This window comes from Streptomyces sp. NPDC088785, from assembly GCF_044750685.1.
Taxonomy (GTDB): domain Bacteria; phylum Actinomycetota; class Actinomycetes; order Streptomycetales; family Streptomycetaceae; genus Streptomyces.
The window spans coordinates 233,241-254,074 of record NZ_JBIVKH010000009.1 but is presented as its reverse complement, the minus strand read 5'-3'; the positions used below and the strand labels follow the sequence as shown (position 1 = coordinate 254,074).

General features: G+C 76.2%; 15 protein-coding genes. 10 read left to right on the top strand and 5 right to left on the bottom strand.

Going from position 1 to position 20,834, the window contains the following annotated elements; genetic code table 11:
* Positions 1-61 precede the first annotated feature (61 nt).
* Complete coding sequence (locus tag ACIP5K_RS24630; protein WP_401412685.1) at positions 62-1,486, top strand: AMP-binding protein; 1,425 nt, start codon at positions 62-64, stop codon at positions 1,484-1,486.
* On the opposite strand, the gene ACIP5K_RS24625 is transcribed toward ACIP5K_RS24630, so the two are convergent.
* Entirely contained in the window at positions 1,398-2,843 is a 1,446-nt protein-coding gene (locus tag ACIP5K_RS24625; RefSeq protein WP_401412683.1) for an MFS transporter, read from the bottom strand. The genes ACIP5K_RS24630 and ACIP5K_RS24625 overlap by 89 nt on opposite strands.
* 221 nt (positions 2,844-3,064) lie before the next feature.
* On the opposite strand from ACIP5K_RS24625, the gene ACIP5K_RS24620 reads away from it, so the two are divergent.
* The 6 genes from ACIP5K_RS24620 (at position 3,065) to ACIP5K_RS24595 (ending at position 13,422) form a co-directional block, all read left to right on the top strand.
* Positions 3,065-4,837 (top strand): fatty acyl-AMP ligase, encoded by a 1,773-nt coding sequence (locus ACIP5K_RS24620; RefSeq protein WP_401412681.1) that lies wholly within the window; start codon positions 3,065-3,067, stop codon positions 4,835-4,837.
* Positions 4,834-8,877: a beta-ketoacyl synthase N-terminal-like domain-containing protein gene (locus tag ACIP5K_RS24615; protein WP_401412679.1), complete on the top strand. Its 4,044-nt coding sequence runs from the start codon at positions 4,834-4,836 to the stop codon at positions 8,875-8,877. The genes ACIP5K_RS24620 and ACIP5K_RS24615 overlap by 4 nt, the downstream gene beginning before the upstream one ends.
* Before the next feature lie 28 nt (positions 8,878-8,905).
* Complete coding sequence (locus ACIP5K_RS24610; protein ID WP_401412677.1) at positions 8,906-9,922, top strand: alpha/beta hydrolase; 1,017 nt, start codon at positions 8,906-8,908, stop codon at positions 9,920-9,922.
* 34 nt (positions 9,923-9,956) lie between these two features.
* Positions 9,957-11,246, top strand: coding sequence for a crotonyl-CoA carboxylase/reductase (gene ccrA, locus ACIP5K_RS24605; protein WP_401412676.1), 1,290 nt, complete (start codon positions 9,957-9,959; stop codon positions 11,244-11,246).
* A 165-nt stretch (positions 11,247-11,411) separates the two neighbouring features.
* Positions 11,412-12,602, top strand: coding sequence for a helix-turn-helix domain-containing protein (locus ACIP5K_RS24600; RefSeq protein ID WP_401412674.1), 1,191 nt, complete (start codon positions 11,412-11,414; stop codon positions 12,600-12,602).
* A 124-nt stretch (positions 12,603-12,726) separates the two neighbouring features.
* Positions 12,727-13,422, top strand: a complete 696-nt coding sequence (locus ACIP5K_RS24595; RefSeq protein WP_401412673.1) for a type 1 glutamine amidotransferase domain-containing protein — start codon at positions 12,727-12,729, stop codon at positions 13,420-13,422.
* Between the two features lie 25 nt (positions 13,423-13,447).
* Here ACIP5K_RS24595 and ACIP5K_RS24590 read toward each other — a convergent pair whose 3' ends face one another.
* Positions 13,448-14,857 carry a DEAD/DEAH box helicase gene (locus tag ACIP5K_RS24590; protein ID WP_401412671.1) on the bottom strand — a complete coding sequence of 470 codons (1,410 nt, stop codon included), beginning with the start codon at positions 14,855-14,857 and terminating at the stop codon, positions 13,448-13,450.
* A 183-nt stretch (positions 14,858-15,040) separates the two neighbouring features.
* Here ACIP5K_RS24590 and htpX point away from each other — a divergent pair, with 183 nt between their 5' ends.
* Both htpX and ACIP5K_RS24580 read left to right on the top strand, forming a co-directional pair.
* Positions 15,041-15,940 (top strand): zinc metalloprotease HtpX, encoded by a 900-nt coding sequence (gene htpX, locus ACIP5K_RS24585; RefSeq protein WP_401412669.1) that lies wholly within the window; start codon positions 15,041-15,043, stop codon positions 15,938-15,940.
* Positions 15,941-15,990: 50 nt separating this feature from the next.
* The gene (locus ACIP5K_RS24580) at positions 15,991-16,551 is read left to right on the top strand and encodes a hypothetical protein (RefSeq protein WP_401412667.1); all 561 of its coding nucleotides are present in this window, start codon (positions 15,991-15,993) and stop codon (positions 16,549-16,551) included.
* A 61-nt stretch (positions 16,552-16,612) separates the two neighbouring features.
* Here the strand turns inward: ACIP5K_RS24580 and ACIP5K_RS24575 are convergent, their stop codons facing one another.
* Complete coding sequence (locus ACIP5K_RS24575) at positions 16,613-17,542, bottom strand: aldo/keto reductase family oxidoreductase (protein WP_401412665.1); 930 nt, start codon at positions 17,540-17,542, stop codon at positions 16,613-16,615.
* Between the two features lie 215 nt (positions 17,543-17,757).
* Here ACIP5K_RS24575 and ACIP5K_RS24570 point away from each other — a divergent pair, with 215 nt between their 5' ends.
* Positions 17,758-18,765, top strand: a complete 1,008-nt coding sequence (locus tag ACIP5K_RS24570; RefSeq protein WP_401412664.1) for a D-alanyl-D-alanine carboxypeptidase family protein — start codon at positions 17,758-17,760, stop codon at positions 18,763-18,765.
* 57 nt (positions 18,766-18,822) lie between these two features.
* Here the strand turns inward: ACIP5K_RS24570 and ACIP5K_RS24565 are convergent, their stop codons facing one another.
* Complete coding sequence (locus ACIP5K_RS24565) at positions 18,823-19,734, bottom strand: restriction endonuclease (RefSeq protein WP_401412663.1); 912 nt, start codon at positions 19,732-19,734, stop codon at positions 18,823-18,825.
* 179 nt (positions 19,735-19,913) lie between these two features.
* Positions 19,914-20,660, bottom strand: a complete 747-nt coding sequence (locus ACIP5K_RS24560) for an SAM-dependent methyltransferase (RefSeq protein ID WP_401412661.1) — start codon at positions 20,658-20,660, stop codon at positions 19,914-19,916.
* Positions 20,661-20,834 lie beyond the last annotated feature (174 nt).

The following is a 20,834-nucleotide window of genomic DNA, read 5'->3' as shown; positions in this document are numbered from 1 at the left end:
TCCCGCATATGCGGGGCCCGCGCACAAGAGGGGACCGCCCGGGCTGCGGCACGATCCGTGCATGACGGACGTGTTCGCGCGACGCCCCGAGGGCGAGCCGGGTCTGCGGTTCTACGCGGAGGGGGTGCCGTCGTCCCTGACGGTGCCCGCGGTGCCGCTGCCCGCGCTGCTGGACGACGCGGCCCGCCGGTTCGGGGCCCGCACGGCGCTGTCCCACGACGGCCGCTGGACCGGTTTCCGTGCGCTGCGCCGCTCCGTGGTGCGGGTCGCGGGCGCGCTGGAGCGGCTGGGGGTGCGGCGCGGCACCTGGGTGCTGGCGCTGTTGCCGGACTGTCCGGAGCTGGTCGTGCTGTCCCAGGCGGTGTGGCGTGTCGGGGCGGTGCTGGTGCCGTGGGACCCGGCGGACCACCGGGCGGCGGAGGCCGCCGTCGCGGGCCGGGCGGGTCCGCTGGCCGTCGTGGTCCCGCACGACATGGGCGCCGAGGTCGCGGGCGCCTGGGGCTGCGAGCTGCTGGTGACGGTGGACGTCGCGCGGCCCCGGCCCCCGTCGCGGAGCGCGCCCGGCGATGCGGCGGCCCGCCCGCGCGTGAAGCGTCAGCCGAGCCCGGTCGTGGTCCGCTGGCGGGACCTCGCCCGCCGGGGCGCCGAGCGGCTCCCGGCCGCGTGGGAGCGGCCCTGGGCGCGCGGGCCGGAGCCCGACGACATCGCGGTGGTGCGGTACGGGCGTACGGGCGCCCCGATCGCGCTGTGCCACCGGCATCTGGTCGCCGCCGCGCACCAACTCGCCTGCTGGTATCCGGAGTTGTCGCGGCGCCGGGGTCGGCTGCTGTCGCTGGCGCCGCTGTGGACGCTCCAGGGGCTCGTCCTGGTGACACTGGCGGCGCCGCTCGTGGGGGCCCGCGCGGTGCTGGTGACGGATCCGGCTCCGGCGACGGTGCTGCGGGCCGCGCGCCGGACCGCGCCGACCGTGCTCGCGGCGCCGCCCGCCGCCCTGGCCGGGCTCCTCGGCCGGCCCGCGCACGAGCGGGAGGCGCTCGGCACGGTCCGCGCGGTGCTCACCGCCCCGCTGGACGCGGAGACCGGGCAGCGGGTGCGGGAGGCGTGCGGCGCGCGGCTCGTCGAGGGGTTCGGACCGGCCGCGGCGTGCGGGGTCGCGCTGGCGAACCCGCCGACGGCGGACGCCCGTTCGGGCACGGCGGGGCTCGCGCTGCCGGGCACCCGGGTGCGGATCGCGGTGGAGGGCGCCCTGTCGGCGGACGCGCTGCCGGGGCACGCGGGTGAGCTGCTGCTGCGCGGCCCGCAGGTCAGCAGGGTCCGCGTCGGCGGGGTCGAGGACGTGCTGCCGGGCGGCTGGCTGCGCACCGGACGGATCGCGGTGCGCGGGCCCGACGGGTTCGTCACGCTCGTCCGCGACGGGCCGGCCCGGCCCCGCCGCGGCGGCGACGCCTCCGGTGGCGGCCCGGACGGCGGAGCGCGACGAGGGTGACCAGCGCGCCGAACAGGACGCATCCGGCGGCCAGCCGCAGTCCGGTGTCGTAGCCGTCGAGGAACGCGGTGCGCGGGTCGGCGCCGCCGCGCAGCGCGTCGCGTTCGGTGCGGGTGAGCACGATGCCGACCAGGACGACACCGAACACGCCGCTGGTCTCCCGCGCGGCGCTGACCAGTCCGGACGCCATGCCGGTACGGGTCGCGGGGACGGCGGCGACGGAGCGGACGGTGAGTGGCGTGGTGAACGCCGAGCCGACCCCGATCAGCAGCAGTCCCGGCTGGAGCTGTGCGTACGAGGCGTGGGCGCCGGTGCGGGAGACGAGGAGCAGGCCCGCGGCGACCAGGGCGAGACCGGCGGCGATGGACCGGTGCGCGCCGAGCAGGCGGGCCGCCCGCTCCGCGAACGGCGTGCACAGCAGCAGCGCCCCGGCCAGCGGCAGGAACGCGAGGCCCGCCTTCACCGGGGAGAACCCGAGCACCTGCTGGAGGTAGAGGGCGGTGAAGAAGAAGACGCCGTTGACCCCGATGCCCCACAGCACCTGCGCGGCGACCCCGCCGACGAGGTACCGGTCACGCAGCATCCGCAGGTCGACCAGGGGGAGGAAGGTGCGCGTCTCGACCAGCAGGAAGGCCGCCGCGCTCGCCGCCGCCAGCCCCAGGCACAGCGGGACCGGCGGCGTGGAGAAGGTGTGCTCGCCGCCCCGCACGAGGGCGTAGGTGAACAGGAACAGGGCGAGCGCGGAGAGGGCGACGCCGGGCAGGTCCAGGAGGGCGGGCAGCCGCGCCGCGCGGCGCTCGCGGGCGGCCGGGACGGCGGGCACGAGCAGCAGGGCGAGCACCCCGGACGGCACGTTGAGCAGGAACACCCAGTGCCAGCCCCAGTGTTCGGTGACGAAGCCGCCGATGACCGGGCCGAGCGCGAGGGCGACGGCGAGCGAGGCCGTCCACAGTCCCACGGCGGTGGCGCGGCGCCGGGCGGGCAGGTCGGCGGCGACGACCGCGAGGGACGCCGGGATGACGAGCGCGGCCCCGGCGCCCTGCACGGCGCGGGCCGCGACGAGCGTGCCGCCGCTGCCCGCGAGGGCCGCCGCGGCGGAGGCGAGGGTGAACACGGCGAGGCCGGCCGCGAGCACCGGGCGGCGGCCGACGAGGTCGGTCAGGCGGCCGCCGGCCAGCAGCAGCGCCCCGAAGGACAGGACGTAGCCGGTGGCGACCCATTCCAGGTCGGTGACGCCGAGCGCGAGGTCGGCCTGCACGGTGGGCAGTGCCACGTTGATGACGGTGTTGTCCAGCGTGGTGAGGAATCCGGCCAGGGACAGCAGGACGAGGAGCGCCGACAGCCGTCCCCGGTGCATGGGCCGCTCCCCTTCCGCCGGGCCTGTCGGACAGGAGGATTGTCGGGTCGGGACGGGCCGTCGCACTGCTGCGCGGGATGCCCATTCACGGCGGGTCGCTTGTCATGCGGCTGACATCCGGGGCCGCGCGAACTGTCACCGGCTCGTCTTTCTGCCGCCCGCGCCGAAGCGGAATCTTGGGCCTTCGCCCCACCGTCCGTCACCTCCGTGGAGTTGCCGTCATGACCTCCCCGACGACCGACCCGACCGCCGCCGACCCGGCCGACCCGGCCGGCCCGCCGCCCGAGGACGCGCCGCTGCTCACCGACCGGCTGCGGCACTGGGCGGCGGAGCGCGCGGCCCGCCGGGCGTTCACCCAGGTCGACTTCCCCGAGCCGGACTCCCCCGGTGTGCACCGCACGCTGGGCTGGCGCTCCCTGGACGAGCGGGCCCGCGCGGTCGCGGGTCTGCTGACGCGGACGGTGCGCCCGGCGGACCGGGTGGCGCTGCTGCTGCCGCAGGGCCTCGACTACGCGGTGGCGTTCCTGGGCTGCCTGTACGCGGGGGTCGTCGCGGTGCCGCTCTTCGGACCCGAACTGCCGGGCCACGCGGGACGGTTGGCGGCCGTGCTGGAGGACTGCGAACCGGCGTGCGTCCTCACGGACGGTCCGTCGCGGACGCCGGTGGAGGCCTTCGTCGGCCCCCGGATCCCGGTGCTCGACGTCCGGGAGCCGGGCGCGGCGCCGCCGGCGGCCGAGCTGCCGCGTCCCGAGCGTGCCGACGTGGCGTATCTCCAGTACACGTCGGGCTCCACGCGCAGCCCCTCGGGGGTGATGGTGACGCACGCGAACATCGCCGCCAACGCGCGTCAGGCGGTGACCGCGTTCGGGGCGGCGCCGGGGCGCACCACGACGGTCGGCTGGCTGCCGCTCTTCCACGACATGGGGCTGGTGCTGAGCGTCGCGGCGCCCGTGTACGCGGGGTTCGCCTCGGTGCTGCTGGACCCGGTGGCGTTCCTGGAGCGGCCGGTCCGCTGGCTGCGGCTGCTCGGCGGCTACCCGGGGACGATCGGCGCCGCGCCCAACTTCGCCTACGACTACTGCGTCGCGCGCGTCGCCGCCGACGAGGTGGCCGGGCTGCGGCTCGACCGGGTCGCGGCGCTGCTCAACGGCAGCGAGCCGGTGCGGCCCGCGACCCTGGAGCGGTTCCGCACGGCCTTCGCCGCGGCGGGCCTCGCGCCGCGGGCGGTGTGCCCGGCGTACGGGCTGGCGGAGGCGACCGTGTTCGTGACGGCGGCCGACCCCGCCGCGCCGTCGCGGCCGGTGGAGTGCGACGCGGCGGCGCTCGCGGCCGGCCGGATCGAGCCGGGCGGCACCGCGCGGCTGGCCGACTGCGGCCGCCCGGCCGGCCAGGAGGTGCGGATCACGGATCCGGGCACGGACGCGGACCTCGGCGCGGACCGGGTCGGGGAGATCACGGTGCGCGGGCCGAACGTCGGCGCGGGCTACTGGAAGCAGCCCGGACGCACGGCCGCGACGTTCCGCGGCGGGTGGCTGCGCACGGGCGATCTGGGGGCGCTGCACGAGGGGCGGCTGCTGGTGACGGGCCGCCTGAAGGACCTCATCGTCGTCGACGGCCGCAACCACTACCCGCAGGACGTGGAGGACACCGTGCAGCAGGCGGTGGAGCTGGTGCGCAGGGACCGGCTCGCGGCCTTCCTCGTGCCGGGCCCCGCCGGGGCCGACGAGCGCGACGGGGCCGACGGGGGCGAGGAGCTGGTGGTCGTCGCCGAGACGCGGCGGGGTGCCGAGCCGGACGGCCCGGCGGTGCGGGAGGCGGTCGGGGCGGCGCGCGGCGCGGTCGCGGCCGGGCACGGCCTGCGCCTGGCCGCGCTGGTGCTCGTCCCCGCGGGCGCGGTGCCGCGCACGTCGAGCGGGAAGGTGGCGCGGGCGGCCTGCCGGGCGCGGTTCCTGGCCGGGGAGCTGCGGCCGTTCGCCGCGGAGGCGGCGCGGTGAGCGGCGCCGAGCGGATCCGCGAGCTGCTGGTCACCCGGCTCGGCGCCTGGTACGGGGTGGCGCCCGGGGAGGTGGCGGACGACCGGCCGCTCGCCGAACTGGGCCTCACCTCCCGGGACGCCGTCGCGCTCACGGCGCTGCTCGGGGAGGCCGTGGGAAGGCGGCTGCCCGCGACCCTGCTGTGGGAGGCGCCGACACCGGCCGCGCTGGTGGCGGCGCTGACGGAGGAGCCCGGGGAACCGCCGCGGGCCGACGCGGTCGCCGACCCCGCGGGTGCGCCGGTCGCCGTGATCGGTGTCGGCTGCCGCTTCCCCGGCGGAGCGGACTCCCCGGCCGCGTACTGGCGGCTGCTCACCGAGGAGCGCGACGCCGTGACCACGGTGCCCGCGGGACGCTGGGAGCCCTTCGTGCCGCCGGGTTCCCGGCTGCCCGCGGAGCTGTCCCGGCACGGCGGCTTCCTCGGCGACGGCGGCGACGGCGGCGACCGGCTGGCCGCGTTCGACGCCGAGTTCTTCGGGATCGGTGTGGACGAGGCGCTGGCCCTCGATCCGCAGCAGCGGCTGCTCCTGGAGGTGGCGCGGGAGGCCCTCGACCACGCGGCGCTGCCCGCGCCGTCGCTCGCGGGGACCAGGACCGGCGTGTTCGTCGGGGTCAGCGGCACGGAGTACGCGCACCTGACGGCGGCCCGGCCGGAGGCGGTGACGCCGTGGACCGCGTCGGGCGGCGCGCTGAGCGTGACGGCGGGCCGCCTCTCGTACCTGCTGGACCTGCGGGGCCCCTCGCTGGCCGTGGACACGGCCTGCTCCTCGTCGCTGGTGGCCGTCGACCACGCGGTGCGCAGCCTCGCGGACGGCTCGTCGGACGTGGCGCTCGCGGCCGGGGTGAACGTGCTGCTGTCGCCGGCCGTGACGCTCGGCTTCCAGCGGGCGGGCGCGCTGGCGGCGGACGGCCGCTGCAAGGCGTTCGACGCGGCCGCCGACGGCATGGTGCGCGGCGAGGGCTGCGGGGTCGTCGTCCTCAAGCGGCTCGCGGACGCCCGGCGGGACGGCGACCGCGTCCTCGCCGTGATCACCGGGACCGGGGTGAACAGCGACGGCCGCTCGAACGGTCTGACCGCGCCGAACGGCGCCGCGCAGCGCGCCCTCCTGGCCCAGGTGCACGGCGCCGCGGGCGGGTCCGTCGACTACGTCGAGGCGCACGGCACCGGCACCCCGCTCGGCGACCCGGTCGAGGCCGCCGCGCTCGGGGCGGCGCTCGGCCGGGGCCGCTCCCCCCGGCAGCCGCTGCTGCTGGGCTCGGTGAAGACGAACCTCGGCCACCTGGAGGCCGCGGCCGGGATCGCCGGGCTCATCAAGACGGTGCTCGCCCTGCACCACGACGAACTGCCGCCGCAGCTGCACTTCACCGCGCCCGGCCCGCACCTGGACCTCGACGGGCTCGGCCTGCGGGTCGTCGCCGAGCCGGAGCCGTGGCCCCGCTACTCGGGCACGGCGACGGCGGGCGTGTCGGCGTTCGGCTTCAGCGGCACGAACGCGCACGTGGCGCTCGCCGAGCACCGCGCCCCGCGCCCGGCCGCGGCGGAGCCCGCGGAGCGGCCGTCGGTGCTGCTGCTCGACGCCCCGACCCGGTCCCGGCTGCGCGCCCAGGCGGGCGAGCTGGCCGACTGGCTCGACTCTCCCGGCGCGCCGCCCCGCCTCGCCGACGTCGGCAGGACCCTGGCGGGCCGCACCGGCCGGGGCCGGATCCGCGCCGCCGTCGTGGCCCGCGACCGGGCCGGCGCGGCGACCGCCCTGCACCGCCTCGCCGCCGGGGCCCCGGACGCCCACCTGGTGACGGGCGGGGGGCCGCCGCTGCGCGCGGGCGCCCCGGGCCCGGTGTGGGTGTTCTCCGGCTACGGCGCCCAGTGGCCCGGCATGGGCCGCCGGCTCCTCGCCAGCGAACCGGAGTTCGCGGCAGCCGTCGACCGGCTCGAACCGCTCCTGCGCGAGCACACCGGGGTCTCCCTGCGCGCCGCGACGGAACCCGGCGCCGACCTGTCGTCGCCCGCCGTCGTGATGCCGGTCCTGTACGGGCTCCAGGTCGCGCTCGCCGACCTGTGGTGGTCCTACGGGGTCGAACCCGCGGCGGTGATCGGCCACTCCCTGGGCGAGATCGCGGCCGCCGTCGCCGCGCGGGCCCTCGATCCGGTGACGGGGGCGCGCGTCGTCGCCGTCCGGTCCCGGCTGCTGGCGACGCTGCGCGGCGGCGCGATGGCCGTGGTCGACCTGCCGTCCGCCGACGTGGCCGCCGCCGCGGCGGCGTGGCCGTCGGTGCACATCGCGGTGCACGCCTCGCCCGCGCAGTGCGTCGTCACCGGTGCCGCCGACGACGTGGCGGCGCTCGTGGCGCGGGTGACCGCCGGGGGCGGCTTCGCCCGGGCGCTGCCGGTGCGAGCCGCCGGGCACTCGCCGGACGTGGAGCCGCTGCTCGACGCGTTCACGGCGGAGCTGGGCGCGGTGCCCTGCGGTCCGCCGGTGTGCCGCCGCTACTCGACCGTCCTGGACGACCCGCGGGCCGAGGACCCCTGCGACACGGCGTACTGGCGGCGCAACCTGCGGCGGCCGGTGCGGTTCGCGCAGGCGGTGCGCGCGGCGGCCGACGACGGGCACCGGGTCTTCGTCGAAGTCGCCCCGCACGCCACACAGGCGTATCCGCTGGCCCGCACCCTGGAGGCGGCGGGGGCGCCGGACGCGCTGGTCGTGCCGACCCTGCGCCGCGACACCGACGACGCGCGGACGTTCCGTACGTCGCTGGCGTCGCTGCTGGTGCACGGGGTGCCGGTGCCGGCGGCGCGCGAGACGCTGCATCCCGGCGGGCGGATCGTCGACGTGCCGTCGCCGCGCTGGCGGCATCGCCGGTTCTGGTTCGGCGAGCCGCCCCCGGAGCCGGTGCCCGACCCGGACCCCGAGCCGGTCGGCGCCACGCCGCTGGACCGGCTGCGGGTGCTGGTCGCGGGCGTGATGGGGTTCGGCCCCGACCGGCTCGACCCGGACGTGCCGCTCACCGAGCTGGGCCTGGACTCCCTCACCGCCGTGCGCGTCCGGACCGCGGTGGAGCGGGAGTTCGCGGTGCCGGTGGAGCCGGGCGCCCTGCTGCGGCGGGGAACGCTGCGGGGCGTCGCGGAGCTGCTGGCCGGCGCGCCCGGTGCGGCGCCACCGCTTCCGGCGCCGCCCGCCCCCGCCGAGCACCGCGGCACCCCGGGCCCGCTGCGCACGTTCCCGGGCGACGGACCCGGCGCCCCGCTGTTCCTGTGCCACGCGGCGGGCGGTGCGAGCGACGTGTACGGGCGGCTCGCCGCGCGGCTCGACGGGCGGCGCCCGGTGTTCGGCTTCGACCGGGTCGAGCGGCCCGACGACGTCCCGGCGCGGGCCGCCGCGTTCGCCGCCCGCGTCCGCGCGCTCCGGCCCGCGGGCCCCTGGGTGGTGGGCGGCTGGTCGTACGGCGGTCTCGTCGCCCAGGAGGCGGCGCGGCTGCTGTCCCCGCACGGGCCTGTCCCGGCGCTCGTCCTGATCGACGCGGTGCTGCCGCTCCCGGGGCCGCCCGGCTCCGGCCCCGCCGCCGAGGCGCGGCGCCGCTTCGCGGACTTCGCCGCGTACGTCGCCGCGACCTACGGCGCCGAACTGACCCTGCCCTACGACGCGTTGGGGGCGCTCGACGACACCGCTCAGGTCGAGCTGGTCCTCAAGCTCCTGGAACAGGCCGTCGACCTGCCCGCCGCCGTGCTGGCGCACCAGCGCGCCTCCTACCTCGACCTGCGCAGCGGCGAACGGCACACGCCACGCCCCTACGGCGGCCGCACGCTGCTGTACCGGGCGACGCTGCCCGCGCCGCACACGGTGCGCGACGCCCGCTACGAGCGGGACGACGCCGCGCTGGGCTGGGACGCGCACTGCGCCGATCTCACCGTCACCCCGCTGTCGGGCCATCACCTGGCCCTGCTCGATCCGCCGGTGGTCGACGAGCTGGCCGCCGCCCTGGCCCGCGATCTCGCCGCCGACTGAACCGTCCCCCCTTCGACCTGGAGTCCTCATGCGCCGACCCCGCAGACCGGCCCGCCTCCGCACGACCGCGCTCGTGGCGACCGTCGCCCTCCTGACCACCGGTGGCGCGCTCGGCGCGTCGACGGCGCAGGGGGCGCCGGTCCCGGCCGTCGGGCAGGGGGTGCGGGCCGCCGACGGGGCCGCGATCGTCGGGCAGACCTGGCTCGACGGCCGGACCGTCGACCTGACCGTCCGGTCCCCCGCCGTGGGCGCCGACGTCCCGGTGCGGGTCCTGCTGCCCGCCTCCTACGCGAGCGCGCCCGACCGGGAACGGCCCGTCCTCTATCTGTTGCAGGGGGCGCACGACGACTACACGTCGTGGACGCGGGAGACGGACGTCTCGTCCTTCCTCGCCGACCAGGACGTCATCACCGTCATGCCGTCCTCCGGGCCGACCGGGATCCCCACCGACTGGTGGAACTTCGGGCGGCGTTCACCGGACTACGAGACGTTCCAGGTGGACGAGGTCATGGAGCTGCTGCGCGGCGCGTTCCACGCGGGTGCGCGGCGGGCCGTCGCCGGGGTGTCCACCGGCGGGTACGGCGCGCTGGCGTTCGCGGCGCGTCGGCCCGGCACGTTCGCCGCGGCCGCCTCGTACAGCGGCGTCCTCGACACGACCGCGCTCGGCATGGTCACCGTCGTCGGCGCGATCGTGGCCCGGGAGCTGCAACTGCCCGGCGCCCTGTGGGGCAGCGCGCTCCTGCAACGCGCGAACTGGACGGCCCACAACCCGTACGCCCTCGCCGACCGCCTCCGGGGCACCCGGCTGTACCTCTCGCAGGGCAGCGGCATCCCCAGCGACGACTTCGGGAACCTCGAAGGCGCCGTGCTGGAGGGCACGTTGTGGGGTCAGGCGAAGAAGTTCACCGCGCGCCTCGCCGAGCTGGGCGTGCCCGCGCAGACCCATCTGTACCAGGGCGGCACGCACGCCTGGTCGTCCTGGCAGGGCGAGTTCGAGACGTCGTGGCCGACGCTCGCCGCCGGGCTGGGACTCACCGGCGGCTGACCGCTCCCCCATCCCCACGTCCGGAAGGAACGCCATGGAACACGATCCCCTCGCCGAGGCGGTGCTGGCCGACGCGCCGCCCGACGTCCTCGACCGGTTACCGGTGCCCGACACCTACCAGGCCGCGCACCTGCGGGCCGAGGACGTCGGCACGTTCACCGGCGTCGACGACAAGGACGTCCGCAAGTCGATCCACGTCGGCCGGGTCCCGATGCCCGAACTCGCCCCGGACGAGGTGCTGGTGGCCGTGCTGGCCAGCGGCATCAACCACAACACCGTATGGTCCGCGATGTTCGAGCCGCTGCCCACCTTCACCTTCCTGCGCAGGTTCGGCCGCGACGGCGGCTGGGCCGCACGGCACGACGTCCGGCAGCACGTCATCGGGTCGGACGCGTCCGGCGTGGTGGTGCGCGCGGGCGCCGGGGTGCGGCGCTGGCGGACCGGCGACCGGGTGGTCGTCTCGCCCGTGTACGTCGACGACGAGGACCCGGCGACGCATGCCGACGGCATGCGCGGCGCCTCCCAGCTCGCCTGGGGCTTCGAGACGAACTTCGGCGGGCTCGCCCACTACTGCGTGGCCCGCGCCAACCAGCTCCTGCCCAAGCCGGCCCACCTGACGTGGGAGGAGGCCGCCAGCAACCCGCTGTGCGCGGGCACCGCCTACCGGATGCTCGTCGGCGAGCGGGGGGCCCGGATGAAGCAGGGCGACGTCGTCCTCATCTGGGGCGCGGCCGGCGGCCTCGGCGCGTACGCCGCGCAGCTCGTGCGCGCCGGCGGCGGTATCGCCGTCGGTGTCGTCGGCAGCGAGGAGAAGGCGCGCGCGGCCCGGGAGTTCGGCTGCCACGTCGTGATCGACCGGCGCGAGATCGGCCTCGACGGCCGGATGCCCGAGGACCCGTCCGTCCCCGGCCGACGGCTCGGCGCGCTGATCCGCAAGGCGGTCGGCGAGGACCCGCACATCGTCTTCGAGCACGTCGGCCGGGCCACCTTCGGGGTGTCCGTGTACGTGGTCGGGCGCGGCGGCACCGTGGTGACCTGCGGCTCGACGACCGGCTACCAGCACGAGTTCGACAACCGCTACCTGTGGATGCGGCTCAAGCGCGTGATCGGCAGCCACGGCGTGAACCTCGACGAACTCGCCGCCATGCAGCGGCTGGTGGAGCTGGGCCGGCTGCGGCCCGCGCTGTCGGTGACGTACCCGCTGGAGGAGACGGCGGAGGCCGCCCGCCTGGTGCAGAGCGGCCGGCACATCGGCAAGGTCGGGGTGCTGGCGCTCGCGCCGCGCACGGGACTGGGGGTCAGCGGGCCCGCGCCGGTTTCCTAGGGGACGGTGAGCATGGGGGCCGGCGGAACTGTCAGGTGGGTGACAGTCTTCGGCGCGGCGGGAGGTTACGTCTGGCGCCCTGGGCGCGGGGGCCCCACCATGGCGTGCCCCCGCAGAACCCCTACAGATTCCCCCCAGGATCCCCGCCTCTGCTGGAGAACCCCCATGACCACCGCTCTGGCGCAGCCGTTCCCCTCGGCGCCGCCCCCGCACGAGGTACGCCGTCTGCTCGGCCGGTACGTGCCGGCCGCCGTCGCGGAGATGGAGCACGAGGTCGCGGCCCGGCTCCCGGCCTACGCCGCCGCGTTCGACCGCACCCGGGACCTCTCGGTGCACCGGGTCGTCGACCGGACCGTGCACCTGTTCCTCGCGGCGCTCGGTACGCCGGGGCCCGGCGGCGCCGCCCCGCAGGCGGACCTCACGGCCTTCTACGAACGGATCGGCGCCCAGCACTGCCGGTCCGGCCAGCCGGTGGAGCTGCTGGGCGCGGCCCTGGGTGTCGCGGGTCAGGTGGCCCGCAGACGGCTGATCAGGGCCGCGTACCAGTTCCACTGGCCGGAATCGACCCTCGAATGCCTGATCGAGACGACGTTCGTGCTGATCCGTACGGCGACCGAGTCCGCGCTGGACGGCTTCGCGCAGGAGGACGGGCCGCGCTCGGCGCTCCACGGGCGCCGGGCGCGGCTGCGGGACGCGCTGGTCGCGGACCACGCCGTCGACACCGCGGCGCTGGCCGCGCTGGCCGAGGCGGCGGCCTGGCCGCTGCCCGCCGCCGTCGCCGTGCTCGCCCTGCCGCCGGGCACGGTGCCGCACGCGGCGGCGCTGCCCGACGAGGTGCTGGTGCAGGACGCGCCCGACGCCCCGTACCTGATCGTGCCCGGCGAGCGCGCCGGGTTCCCGCTGGTGCGCACGCGGGGCGCCGCGCTCGGTCCCCTGGTGCCGGTGGGCCGGGCCGCGGACTCGCTGCGCTGGGCGCTGCACGCCGTCGACCTGGTCCGCAGCGGGGTGCTGCCCGCCGGGCGGCCGCTGCGCTGCGCCGACCACCTGGCGACCCTGGCCGCGTCCCGGGCCGGCGACCTGCTCGACGCGGCGGCGGCCGGGACCCTCGGTCCGCTCCTCGACCTGCCCGAGCGCCGCCGGGGCCCGCTGCTGCGCACCCTGTTCGCCTATCTCGACAGCGGCGACAACGCCGTGGTGACCGCGCGGCGCCTGTACGTGCACGAACAGACGGTCCGCTACCGCCTGCGGCAGATCGCCGCCGTCACCCGCGACGCCCAGCCGAGCGGCCAGGGCCGCCTGGAGACGATGCTGGTGCTCGCCCGGCTGCTGGGGGCCGGGGCCGTGGCGCGCCCCTAGGACGGCCTGTCCGCACCGCTGCGGGCCGTTCCGTCCGCGCGCCCGAGTGGCTTCGGGAGGCCGGTCGGACCTACGGTCGGGAGGACCCTGCTCGCCCCCTCGCGGAACACGGAGCTGACCCCCCATGTCGAAGATTCTTTTCGTCGTCACCGGCGCCGACCACTGGACCCTCGCCGACGGCACCCTGCACCCCACCGGCTTCTGGGCCGAGGAGGCCGCCGCCCCCTACGAGGCGTTCCGCGCCGCAGGCCACGAGGTCGTCGTCGCCACGCCGGGCGGCGTCGTGCCCACCGTCGACCAGGGCAGCCTGGCGCCGGAGATGAACGGCGGCCAGGAGAACGCCGACCGGATCGCGCACACGCTCGAATCGATGACGGAGCTGCGCTCCCCGCTGAAGCTGGAGGAGGTCGACCTCGACGACTACGCCGCCGTGTTCTACCCGGGGGGCCACGGCCCCATGGAGGACCTCGCCGTCGACGCCGCGTCCGGGGCGCTGCTGACCCGCGCCCTCGACTCCGGCAAGCCGCTCGGCGTCGTCTGCCACGGCCCGGCGGCGCTGCTCGCGGCGACGCGGGAGGACGGCTCGAACGCGTTCGCCGGCTACGAGGTCGCCGCGTTCACCAACGAGGAGGAGACGCAGGCCGGTCTCGCCGACCGGGCGAAGTGGCTCCTCCAGGACCGGCTCACCGAGGCCGGCGTGCGGGTCCTCGCGGGCGACGCGTGGGCGCCGAAGGTGGTCACCGACCGCACCCTCGTGACGGGCCAGAACCCGGCCTCGTCGGCGCCGCTCGCCACGGAACTGCTCAAGCGCCTGGGCTGAGGCCCCGGCCCGCGCGATCGCGGGGTCAGCCGCCGCGCCGCACCCGGGCCGCCCGGCGGGCCTCCGCGAGCTTGCGGGCCTCACCGGACCTGCGGGACCTGCCGCCGGAGCCGGACCCCGCACCGGACCCGGTGGCGCTCTGGTCCTTGCTGCTGCCCAGGCCCCGGAACGGAGCGTTGTGGTTCTTGGGCCGGGCCGCGGCGGGCCCGCCGTCGAGCGGGACGCCGGAGGGCTTGCGGGCGCCGGTGATCCGGCTCAGCTCGGCCTCGCCGGAGCGCACCTTGGTGGTCGTGGGGTGGATCCCGGCCTCCGCGATGACCTTCCCCGTCTCCCGGCGCTCGCCGGAGAGGACCAGGCTGACGACCGTACCGGTGCGGCCGGCCCGGGCGGTGCGGCCCGCGCGGTGCAGATAGTCCTTGGGGTCGGTGGCCGGCGACACGTTGACCACCAGGTCGAGGTCGTCGATGTGCAGGCCGCGGGCCGCGACGTTCGTCGCGACCAGGGCGGTGACCTGCCCGTCCTTGAACTGTGCCAGGGTCCGGGTGCGCTGCGGCTGCGCCTTGCCGCTGTGCAGGGCGGCGGCGGCCACCCCGCTGGCCCGCAGGTGGCGGGTGAGCAGGTCGACCTGATGCCTGGTGTCGAGGAAGAGCAGGACCCGGCCGTCACGGGCGGCGATCTCGGTGGCGACGGCGTACCGGTCCGGGCCGTGCACGAGCAGGACGTGGTGCGCGATCGCGCTCCCCGCCCCGGCCGACGGGTCGACCTCGTGGACGGCGGGATCGTGCAGGTAGCGGCTGACCAGCTGGTCGACGTCGCGGTCGAGGGTCGCCGAGAACAGCATCCGCTGCCCGTCGGGCCGCACCAGGTCCAGGATCTCGGTGACCTGGGGCAGGAACCCCATGTCGCACATCTGGTCGGCCTCGTCCAGGACGGTGATGCGCACCCGGTCCAGACGGCAGTCCTTGCGCTGGATCAGGTCGTGCAGCCGGCCGGGCGTCGCGATGACGACCTCGGCGCCCTCGCGCAGCGCGGCGGACTGGCGGCCGATGGAGACCCCGCCGACGACGGTGGCCAGGCGCAGCCGCAGCGCCTCGGCGTACGGGGTGAGCGCCTCGCCGACCTGCTGCGCCAGCTCCCTGGTGGGCACCAGGACGAGCGCGAGCGGCTGCTTGGGCTGGGCCCGGCGGCCCGCGGTCCGGGCGAGCAGTCCCAGGCCGAAGGCGAGGGTCTTGCCCGATCCGGTGCGGCCTCGGCCGAGCACGTCACGGCCCGCGAGCGCGTTCGGGAGGGCGGCGGCCTGGATGGGGAACGGCTCGCTGACGCCGAGTCCGTCGAGCGTGCGCAGCACTTCGGCCGGCAGCCCCAGCTCCGCGAAGGTCGCCGCGGGCGGCAGCGCGGGCGTGGGGGTGGAGTCGGCGGGTGCTGGATCGCTCACGGGGAGCCTTTCTCTGAGGGGACCGTACCGAGGAGGGCGCGGCGGGAAACAGATCACGCTAGCACGGGGCGCCGCGCCGGGGCCCGGCCGAGCCCGGCTCCGACACGGGCCCGGTTCCCCCGCGCGTTTATGCCGCCAACAGCGACGAAGAGGGAGAATTGGGTCCGGAGACCTGGAGGAACCATGGCGCAGACCCGCTTCGCCCCCGACCGTGGGCTGACCTCGCGCATGGTCACGACGATGTTCCTGATCGGACTGCTGTATGTCGTGATCGTCGGAGTGCTGGTCGTCCTGCTCAAGGGCGCGTGGGTGGTGATCATGCTGTTCGCCGGGGCGCTGTTCGTCGCCCAGTTCTGGTTCAGCGACCGCATCGCCGCCTTCAGCATGGGCGCCCGCGAGGTCACCGCCGAGCAGGCGCCGGAGCTGCACGCCGCGGTGGACCGGCTGTGCGCGCTCGCGGACATGCCGAAGCCCCGCGTGGCCATCGCCGAATCCGACGTGCCGAACGCGTTCGCCACCGGCCGGAACCGGAAGAACTCGATGGTGTGCGCCACGACCGGCCTGCTGCGCCGGCTGGAGCCGGAGGAGCTGGAGGGGGTCCTGGCGCACGAGCTGTCCCACGTGGCGCACCGCGACGTGGCGGTCATGACGATCGCCTCGTTCCTGGGCGTGCTGGCCGGGCTGATCACCCGGTCCGCGCTGTGGAGCGGCATGGGCCGCAGCAACCGCGACAACAACGCGGCCGCCGCCGTGCTGATCGTCACCGCGGTCAGCGCCGTCGTCTACGCCCTCAGCTTCCTGCTCACCCGGCTGCTGTCGCGCTACCGCGAGCTGTCCGCCGACCGGGCGGCCGCGCTGCTGACGGGCCGGCCGTCCGCCCTCGCCTCGGCGCTGACCAAGGTGACCGGTCAGATGGCGCGGATCCCGACCCGGGACCTGCGCAAGGCCGAGCCGTTCAACGCGTTCTTCTTCGCCCCCGCCTTCACCAAGGAGAGCGTGAGCCGGCTGCTGGCCTCGCACCCCACGCTCGAACAGCGCCTGGACCAGCTGGGCCGCATCTCCGCGCAGCTCGGCCGCCCGTAGCCGCCGGAGCCCACCGACCACCGCAGCACGGGAAGGAACCAGGACGCCGCATGGGATTCCTCGACGCCATCCTCGGCCGGAGCCGACCGGTCCGCCCCGACCTCGACCAGCTCTTCGCGCTCCCCTCCGCCGCCGTCACCTTGCAGGCGGCGGTGTCGCTCGCCCCGACCGGGGCGGGGTCCGTGTGCTTCGCGACCGTCGAGGGCGGGGCCTTCGCCCGCATCCAGGCGGACATGGCGGACCTGCTCGACGGGCCGGTGACGTTCACCCAGGACGGCATGGGCTACACCTGGCTCGCGGTGCGGCACGCGCCGGACGACGTGGCGGGCCTGGTCAACGACCTGCACGCGGTGAACACGTCGCTGGAGGAGAGCGGGTTCGGCCCGCACCTGCTGTGCTCGCTGGTCGGCTTCACCGACGGTCAGGGCCGCTCCGTCGCGCTCGTCTACCTCTACAAGCGCGGCACGTTCTACCCGTTCGCCCCGAAGGAGGGGCAGAAGCGGGACAACCCCCTGGAACTGGAGGTGCGGGCCGCCCTCACCGACGATCTGCGCGTCGAGCAGGACCTCGGCCGGTGGTTCCCCGTCTGGGACGCGCCCGGCCTGGCCTGAGCGGGCCCGGTCCGGGCCCGGACCGGTCGCCCGGGACGGTGGGGCGCGCCCGGCCGCGCGGTTACGGGAGGGTGTGCCCGGCCGCGCGGAAGAGGCGGTACCACTCCTCGCGGGTGAGCGGCAGCTCGGAGCCGGCCGCCGACTCGGCCACCCGGCCCGGGTTGGTGGTGCCGAGGACCACCTGCATGTTCGCCGGGTGCCGGGTGATCCAGGCGACGGCGATCCCGGTCGGCGTCACCCCGTACGCGGCGGCCAGCTCGTCGAGCACGGAGTTGAGTTCGGCGTGGTCGTCGAGGTCGCCGATGAAGACGCCGTCGAAGAAGCCCTTCTGGAACGGCGACCAGGCCTGGAGGGTCATCCCGTTCAGCCGGGAGTAGTCGAGCAGCCCGTTGTCCCGGCTGACGGACTGGTCGAGCCCGCCCATGTTCGCGGCGACCCCGGAGGCGATCATCGGGCAGTGGGTGATGCTCAGCTGGACCTGGTTGGCGACCAGGGGCTGGCGGACGGCCGTCTTGAGCAGGTCGACCTGGCCGGGCGTGTGGTTGGAGACGCCGAAGTTCACCACCTTGCCCGCCGCGTGCAGCTCGTCGAAGGCCGCGGCGACCTCCTCGGGCTCCACGAGGGTGTCGGGCCGGTGCAGCAGGAGCAGGTCGAGGTAGTCGGTGCGCAGCGCCGCCAGCGACTCGTCGACGGTCCGCAGGATGTGCTCCTTGGAGAAGTCGAAGTAGCCGGACCGGATGCCGACCTTGCTCTGGATGACGATGGACTCGCGCTCGGCGGCGGTGAGCTTGACCGCCTGCCCGAAGCGCTCCTCGCAGGCGTGGCGCGTGGGGCCGTAGATGTCGGCGTGGTCGAAGGTGTTGATGCCCGCGTCCCGGGCGCTGCCGTACAGCGTGCGGATGTCCTCGTCGGGGAGGTTCGCGATGCGCATCAGCCCCAGAACGACGTTCGAGGCGCGCAGTTCGGTCCGGGGGAAGGAGATCGTCTTCATAGGCGCATCCTCTCAGGATCCCTTCGGGAGGCGCGGCGGCACGGGGTCCGCCCGGGGTCGCGCGCGTCTTCTCCACGGGGCGTCAGAACCGTCCGGCCCGTGGCCCGGTGCCGACACGACGATCTTGACACCGCCCACCGGGCCACAAGTAGGTTCGGTATGCACTGATCTTCCTCGTGAAGCACCGGCGTCCCGCGCCGGGAGAAGGGATGCCTATGGGCAGCCACGCCCGCCCCCACCGGCCGCACCGCACCGGAGCCCGGGTCGCGACCGTCGCGCTGTTCGGCGCGGTCCTGCCGATCTCCGCCGGCGGCCTCGCGCAGGCGGACACCCCGTCCGTCACGCACGCCGCCGGTGAGCACGACCGGTCGACCGCCGACGCGCCCGCCTCCGCCGGACAGGTCCGGAGCGCTCCGGAGACGAGAGCCGCCACCCCGGACGTGCCCGACACCGCGCTCACCCGCGCCTATCTGCTGGACGCCCGTGACGGCAGCCAGGAGCGCGAGCTGTGGGCCGGCGCCCAGGCCGACCAGAGCGTGTCGATGGCCAGCACCACCAAGATCATGACCGCGCTCGTCGTGCTCCGGCACCCCGAGTGGCTCGACCGGCAGATCACGGTGAAGCAGGAGTACCGCGACTACGTCCAGCAGAACGGCGCCAGCACCGCCGACCTCCAGACCGGCGACACCCTGACCGCCCGTCAGCTGCTGTACGCGATGCTGATCCCGTCCGGCGGGGACGCCGCGATGGCCCTGGCCGACAGCTTCGGCGCCGGGGACACCGTCGACGCGCGGATCGCCGACTTCGAGAACCGGATGAACGCCGAGGCGCGCCAACTGGGCATGGACGGCACGCACTTCGACTCGTTCGACGGCATCTCGCAGGGCGACAACCGCAGCACCGCCCGGGACCTGGCGAAGCTCGGCCAGCGCGCGATGCTGCAACCCGTGTTCGCCGACATCGTCGGGACCGAGAAGTTCGAGACCGAGGCCACCGCGGCCAACGGCCGCACCCGGTACTACACCTGGGTCACCACCAACGACCTGCTGAGCACCTACGACGGGGCGCTGGGCATCAAGACGGGCAGCGGCGCGGAGGCCGGCTACTCCCTCGTCTTCGCCGCCGAGCGGGACGACCGCACGCTGGTCGGCGCGATCGTCGGCGCGGACCGGGAGGTCTTCGGCGACGCGGCGAAGATCCTCGACTGGGGCTTCGCCCACTGACCGGCCACCCGCCGCATCCGACCTCGCCCGCTCGGCCCGCGCCGGGGCGGCTGTCCCTCAGGGCCGCTTGTTGAGCTTGCGGGCCTCGGTGAGCACGTGGCCCCGCTCCATGAAGCCGACCCCGCGCTCCTTGAGGATCCTGTCCACGTGGTGCTGCTTGCTGCCGCCGCGGAGCAGCGCGGCGGCCTCGGCGACCAGGGCCCCCGACGCGGCCGACTCGCGCCGGGGGCGCGGCACGGGCGCGGGCGGAGCCGTCGCGGGCGCCGCCGGACGGTCGAGTGCCACCCGGAGCGGCCGGGTCCGCAGTGCGACCCGGACGCCGAACCGGGTGGCGATCAGATACCCGCCGATCGCCCAGAGGGCCACGAGGATCCCGAGGAACTTGAGGACGTCCACGATCAGCGGCCCGGTGTAGGTCTTCTCGTCCCCGATCGATCCGATGGGCGCCAGCAGCAGCGAGACCCCCACGATCACCCGCCAGTTCCGCCCCCAGAACGTCGGGGCCGCGCCCTGCGGGGCCGCGGGCCGCGCGGCCGGGGAGGGGGCGGCCGGGGAGGGGCCGGAGGAGCGGGCGGAGCGCAGCACGCGGCGGGCCGGCTCGTTGGCGGGCGTCATCGCCCCGTCGAGCCGGTACCGGAAGAGCGCGATGTTCCACTCCTTGGCGTAGGCCATGGCGGTGGGCGCGTAGTCGCTGCCGGTGAAGAAGATCAGCTGTGCGGTCGATCCGTAGGGCCGCGCCCCGACGAAGCGCTGCAACTCCGGGCGCCCGACCTGGGCGGCCTGGTACTTGACCTGGCCCAGCGCGCGGGCCGAGCGGACGTCGATGCCGGCGTCGGGGCCGCCGGGGCTCGCGGTGGCGTCCGCGTAGCCCCAGTGCCGCATCCAGCGGGCCGCGTTCAGCTCGGCCTGCTGCCAGGACGAGATCTGCATCGGCCCGGGCGGCACCGCCCCGGGTGACCACTCAGCCACGCTTCCCCCTCATGTACCCGATTCCCCTGTCCGTCCCTCCCCCGGCCCGGCGAGGCGCGCGCGTCGCAGGTGGGACCGGATCGGCCGAACCGATCCATAGTAGGCGGCGCGGGCCCGGGCGATCGGTCGCGGGCGGCCCGGCACGCGCGGGACGGGCCGGTCAGCGCAGGGCGGGCCGGTCAGCGCTTCATGAGGGCGAAGACGCCCCAGCCGAGATGTTCCCGCGTGGCGCGCGCGTAGCGGGCCGGTTCCTCGGTGAGTTCCTGCCGCACCCGGGGGGCCGTCTCGTCGTCCGGGTGGGCGTCGAGCCAGCGGCGCATGGAGAGCCACTGGGCCGCGGCGTACCGGTCCCAGCTGTCCTGGTCGGACAGGGTCATCTCCACGACGTCGTACCCGAGTTCCTGGAACCGCTCGATGAGGTCCGGGAGTTCGCGGAAGTCGGCGACGGACGTGGCGTGGCAGTCCTGGGCGGTCCGCTCGTCCGGCGGGAGCCGCCGCCAGTACGGCTCGCCGATCAGCATGAGGCCGCCGGGCCGCAGGCTGCGCTCCAGCAGCTCGACCGTCCCGGCGATGCCGTCGCCGATCCAGGTGGCGCCGACGCAGGCGGCCAGGTCGACCGGCTCCTCGGCGACGTGACCGGCGGCGTCCGCGTGCAGGAACGCGACCCGGTCGGCGACCCCGAGGGCGACGGCGCGCGCCCGGGCCTGCTCGGTGAAGACGCTGCTGATGTCGACCCCGGTGCCGGTGAAGCCCAGGTCGCGCGCCCAGGTGCACAGCATCTCGCCGGAGCCGCTGGCGAGGTCGAGCACGCGGGTGCCGGGGGCGAGGCGCAACGACTCCCCGAGGGAGGCGAGTTTGGCCGCGGTCAGCGGGTTGTGGATCCGGTGGCCGCTCTCGCGGATGGTGAAGATGCGCGGAAGGTCCATGGCGGGTTCCTCTCGGTCGTGCGGGGCAGGGCGCGCCGGCCGACGACGGCGGCGGACGACCGGAGTGCGGCGGCGCCCGTGGCGGCTGACCGGAACGGTAGCGAAGGCGTCCGGGCGCCGCCGGAGCGGGCAGGGCGGGCCCGGTCGTGCGCGCTCGTCCGGTCATCGGCGCCG

Excerpts from the sequence above, each read along its gene's own strand:
- ACIP5K_RS24560 (WP_401412661.1), bottom strand. The coding sequence starts at position 20,660 with ATGGACCTTCCGCGCATCTTCACCATCCGCGAGAGCGGCCACCGGATC.
- ccrA (WP_401412676.1), top strand. The coding sequence starts at position 9,957 with ATGGAACACGATCCCCTCGCCGAGGCGGTGCTGGCCGACGCGCCGCCC.
- ACIP5K_RS24580 (WP_401412667.1), top strand. The coding sequence starts at position 15,991 with ATGGGATTCCTCGACGCCATCCTCGGCCGGAGCCGACCGGTCCGCCCC.
- ACIP5K_RS24595 (WP_401412673.1), top strand. The coding sequence starts at position 12,727 with ATGTCGAAGATTCTTTTCGTCGTCACCGGCGCCGACCACTGGACCCTC.
- ACIP5K_RS24625 (WP_401412683.1), bottom strand. The coding sequence starts at position 2,843 with ATGCACCGGGGACGGCTGTCGGCGCTCCTCGTCCTGCTGTCCCTGGCC.
- ACIP5K_RS24630 (WP_401412685.1), top strand. The coding sequence starts at position 62 with ATGACGGACGTGTTCGCGCGACGCCCCGAGGGCGAGCCGGGTCTGCGG.
- ACIP5K_RS24600 (WP_401412674.1), top strand. The coding sequence starts at position 11,412 with ATGACCACCGCTCTGGCGCAGCCGTTCCCCTCGGCGCCGCCCCCGCAC.
- ACIP5K_RS24610 (WP_401412677.1), top strand. The coding sequence starts at position 8,906 with ATGCGCCGACCCCGCAGACCGGCCCGCCTCCGCACGACCGCGCTCGTG.
- ACIP5K_RS24575 (WP_401412665.1), bottom strand. The coding sequence starts at position 17,542 with ATGAAGACGATCTCCTTCCCCCGGACCGAACTGCGCGCCTCGAACGTC.
- htpX (WP_401412669.1), top strand. The coding sequence starts at position 15,041 with ATGGCGCAGACCCGCTTCGCCCCCGACCGTGGGCTGACCTCGCGCATG.
- ACIP5K_RS24620 (WP_401412681.1), top strand. The coding sequence starts at position 3,065 with ATGACCTCCCCGACGACCGACCCGACCGCCGCCGACCCGGCCGACCCG.
- ACIP5K_RS24570 (WP_401412664.1), top strand. The coding sequence starts at position 17,758 with ATGGGCAGCCACGCCCGCCCCCACCGGCCGCACCGCACCGGAGCCCGG.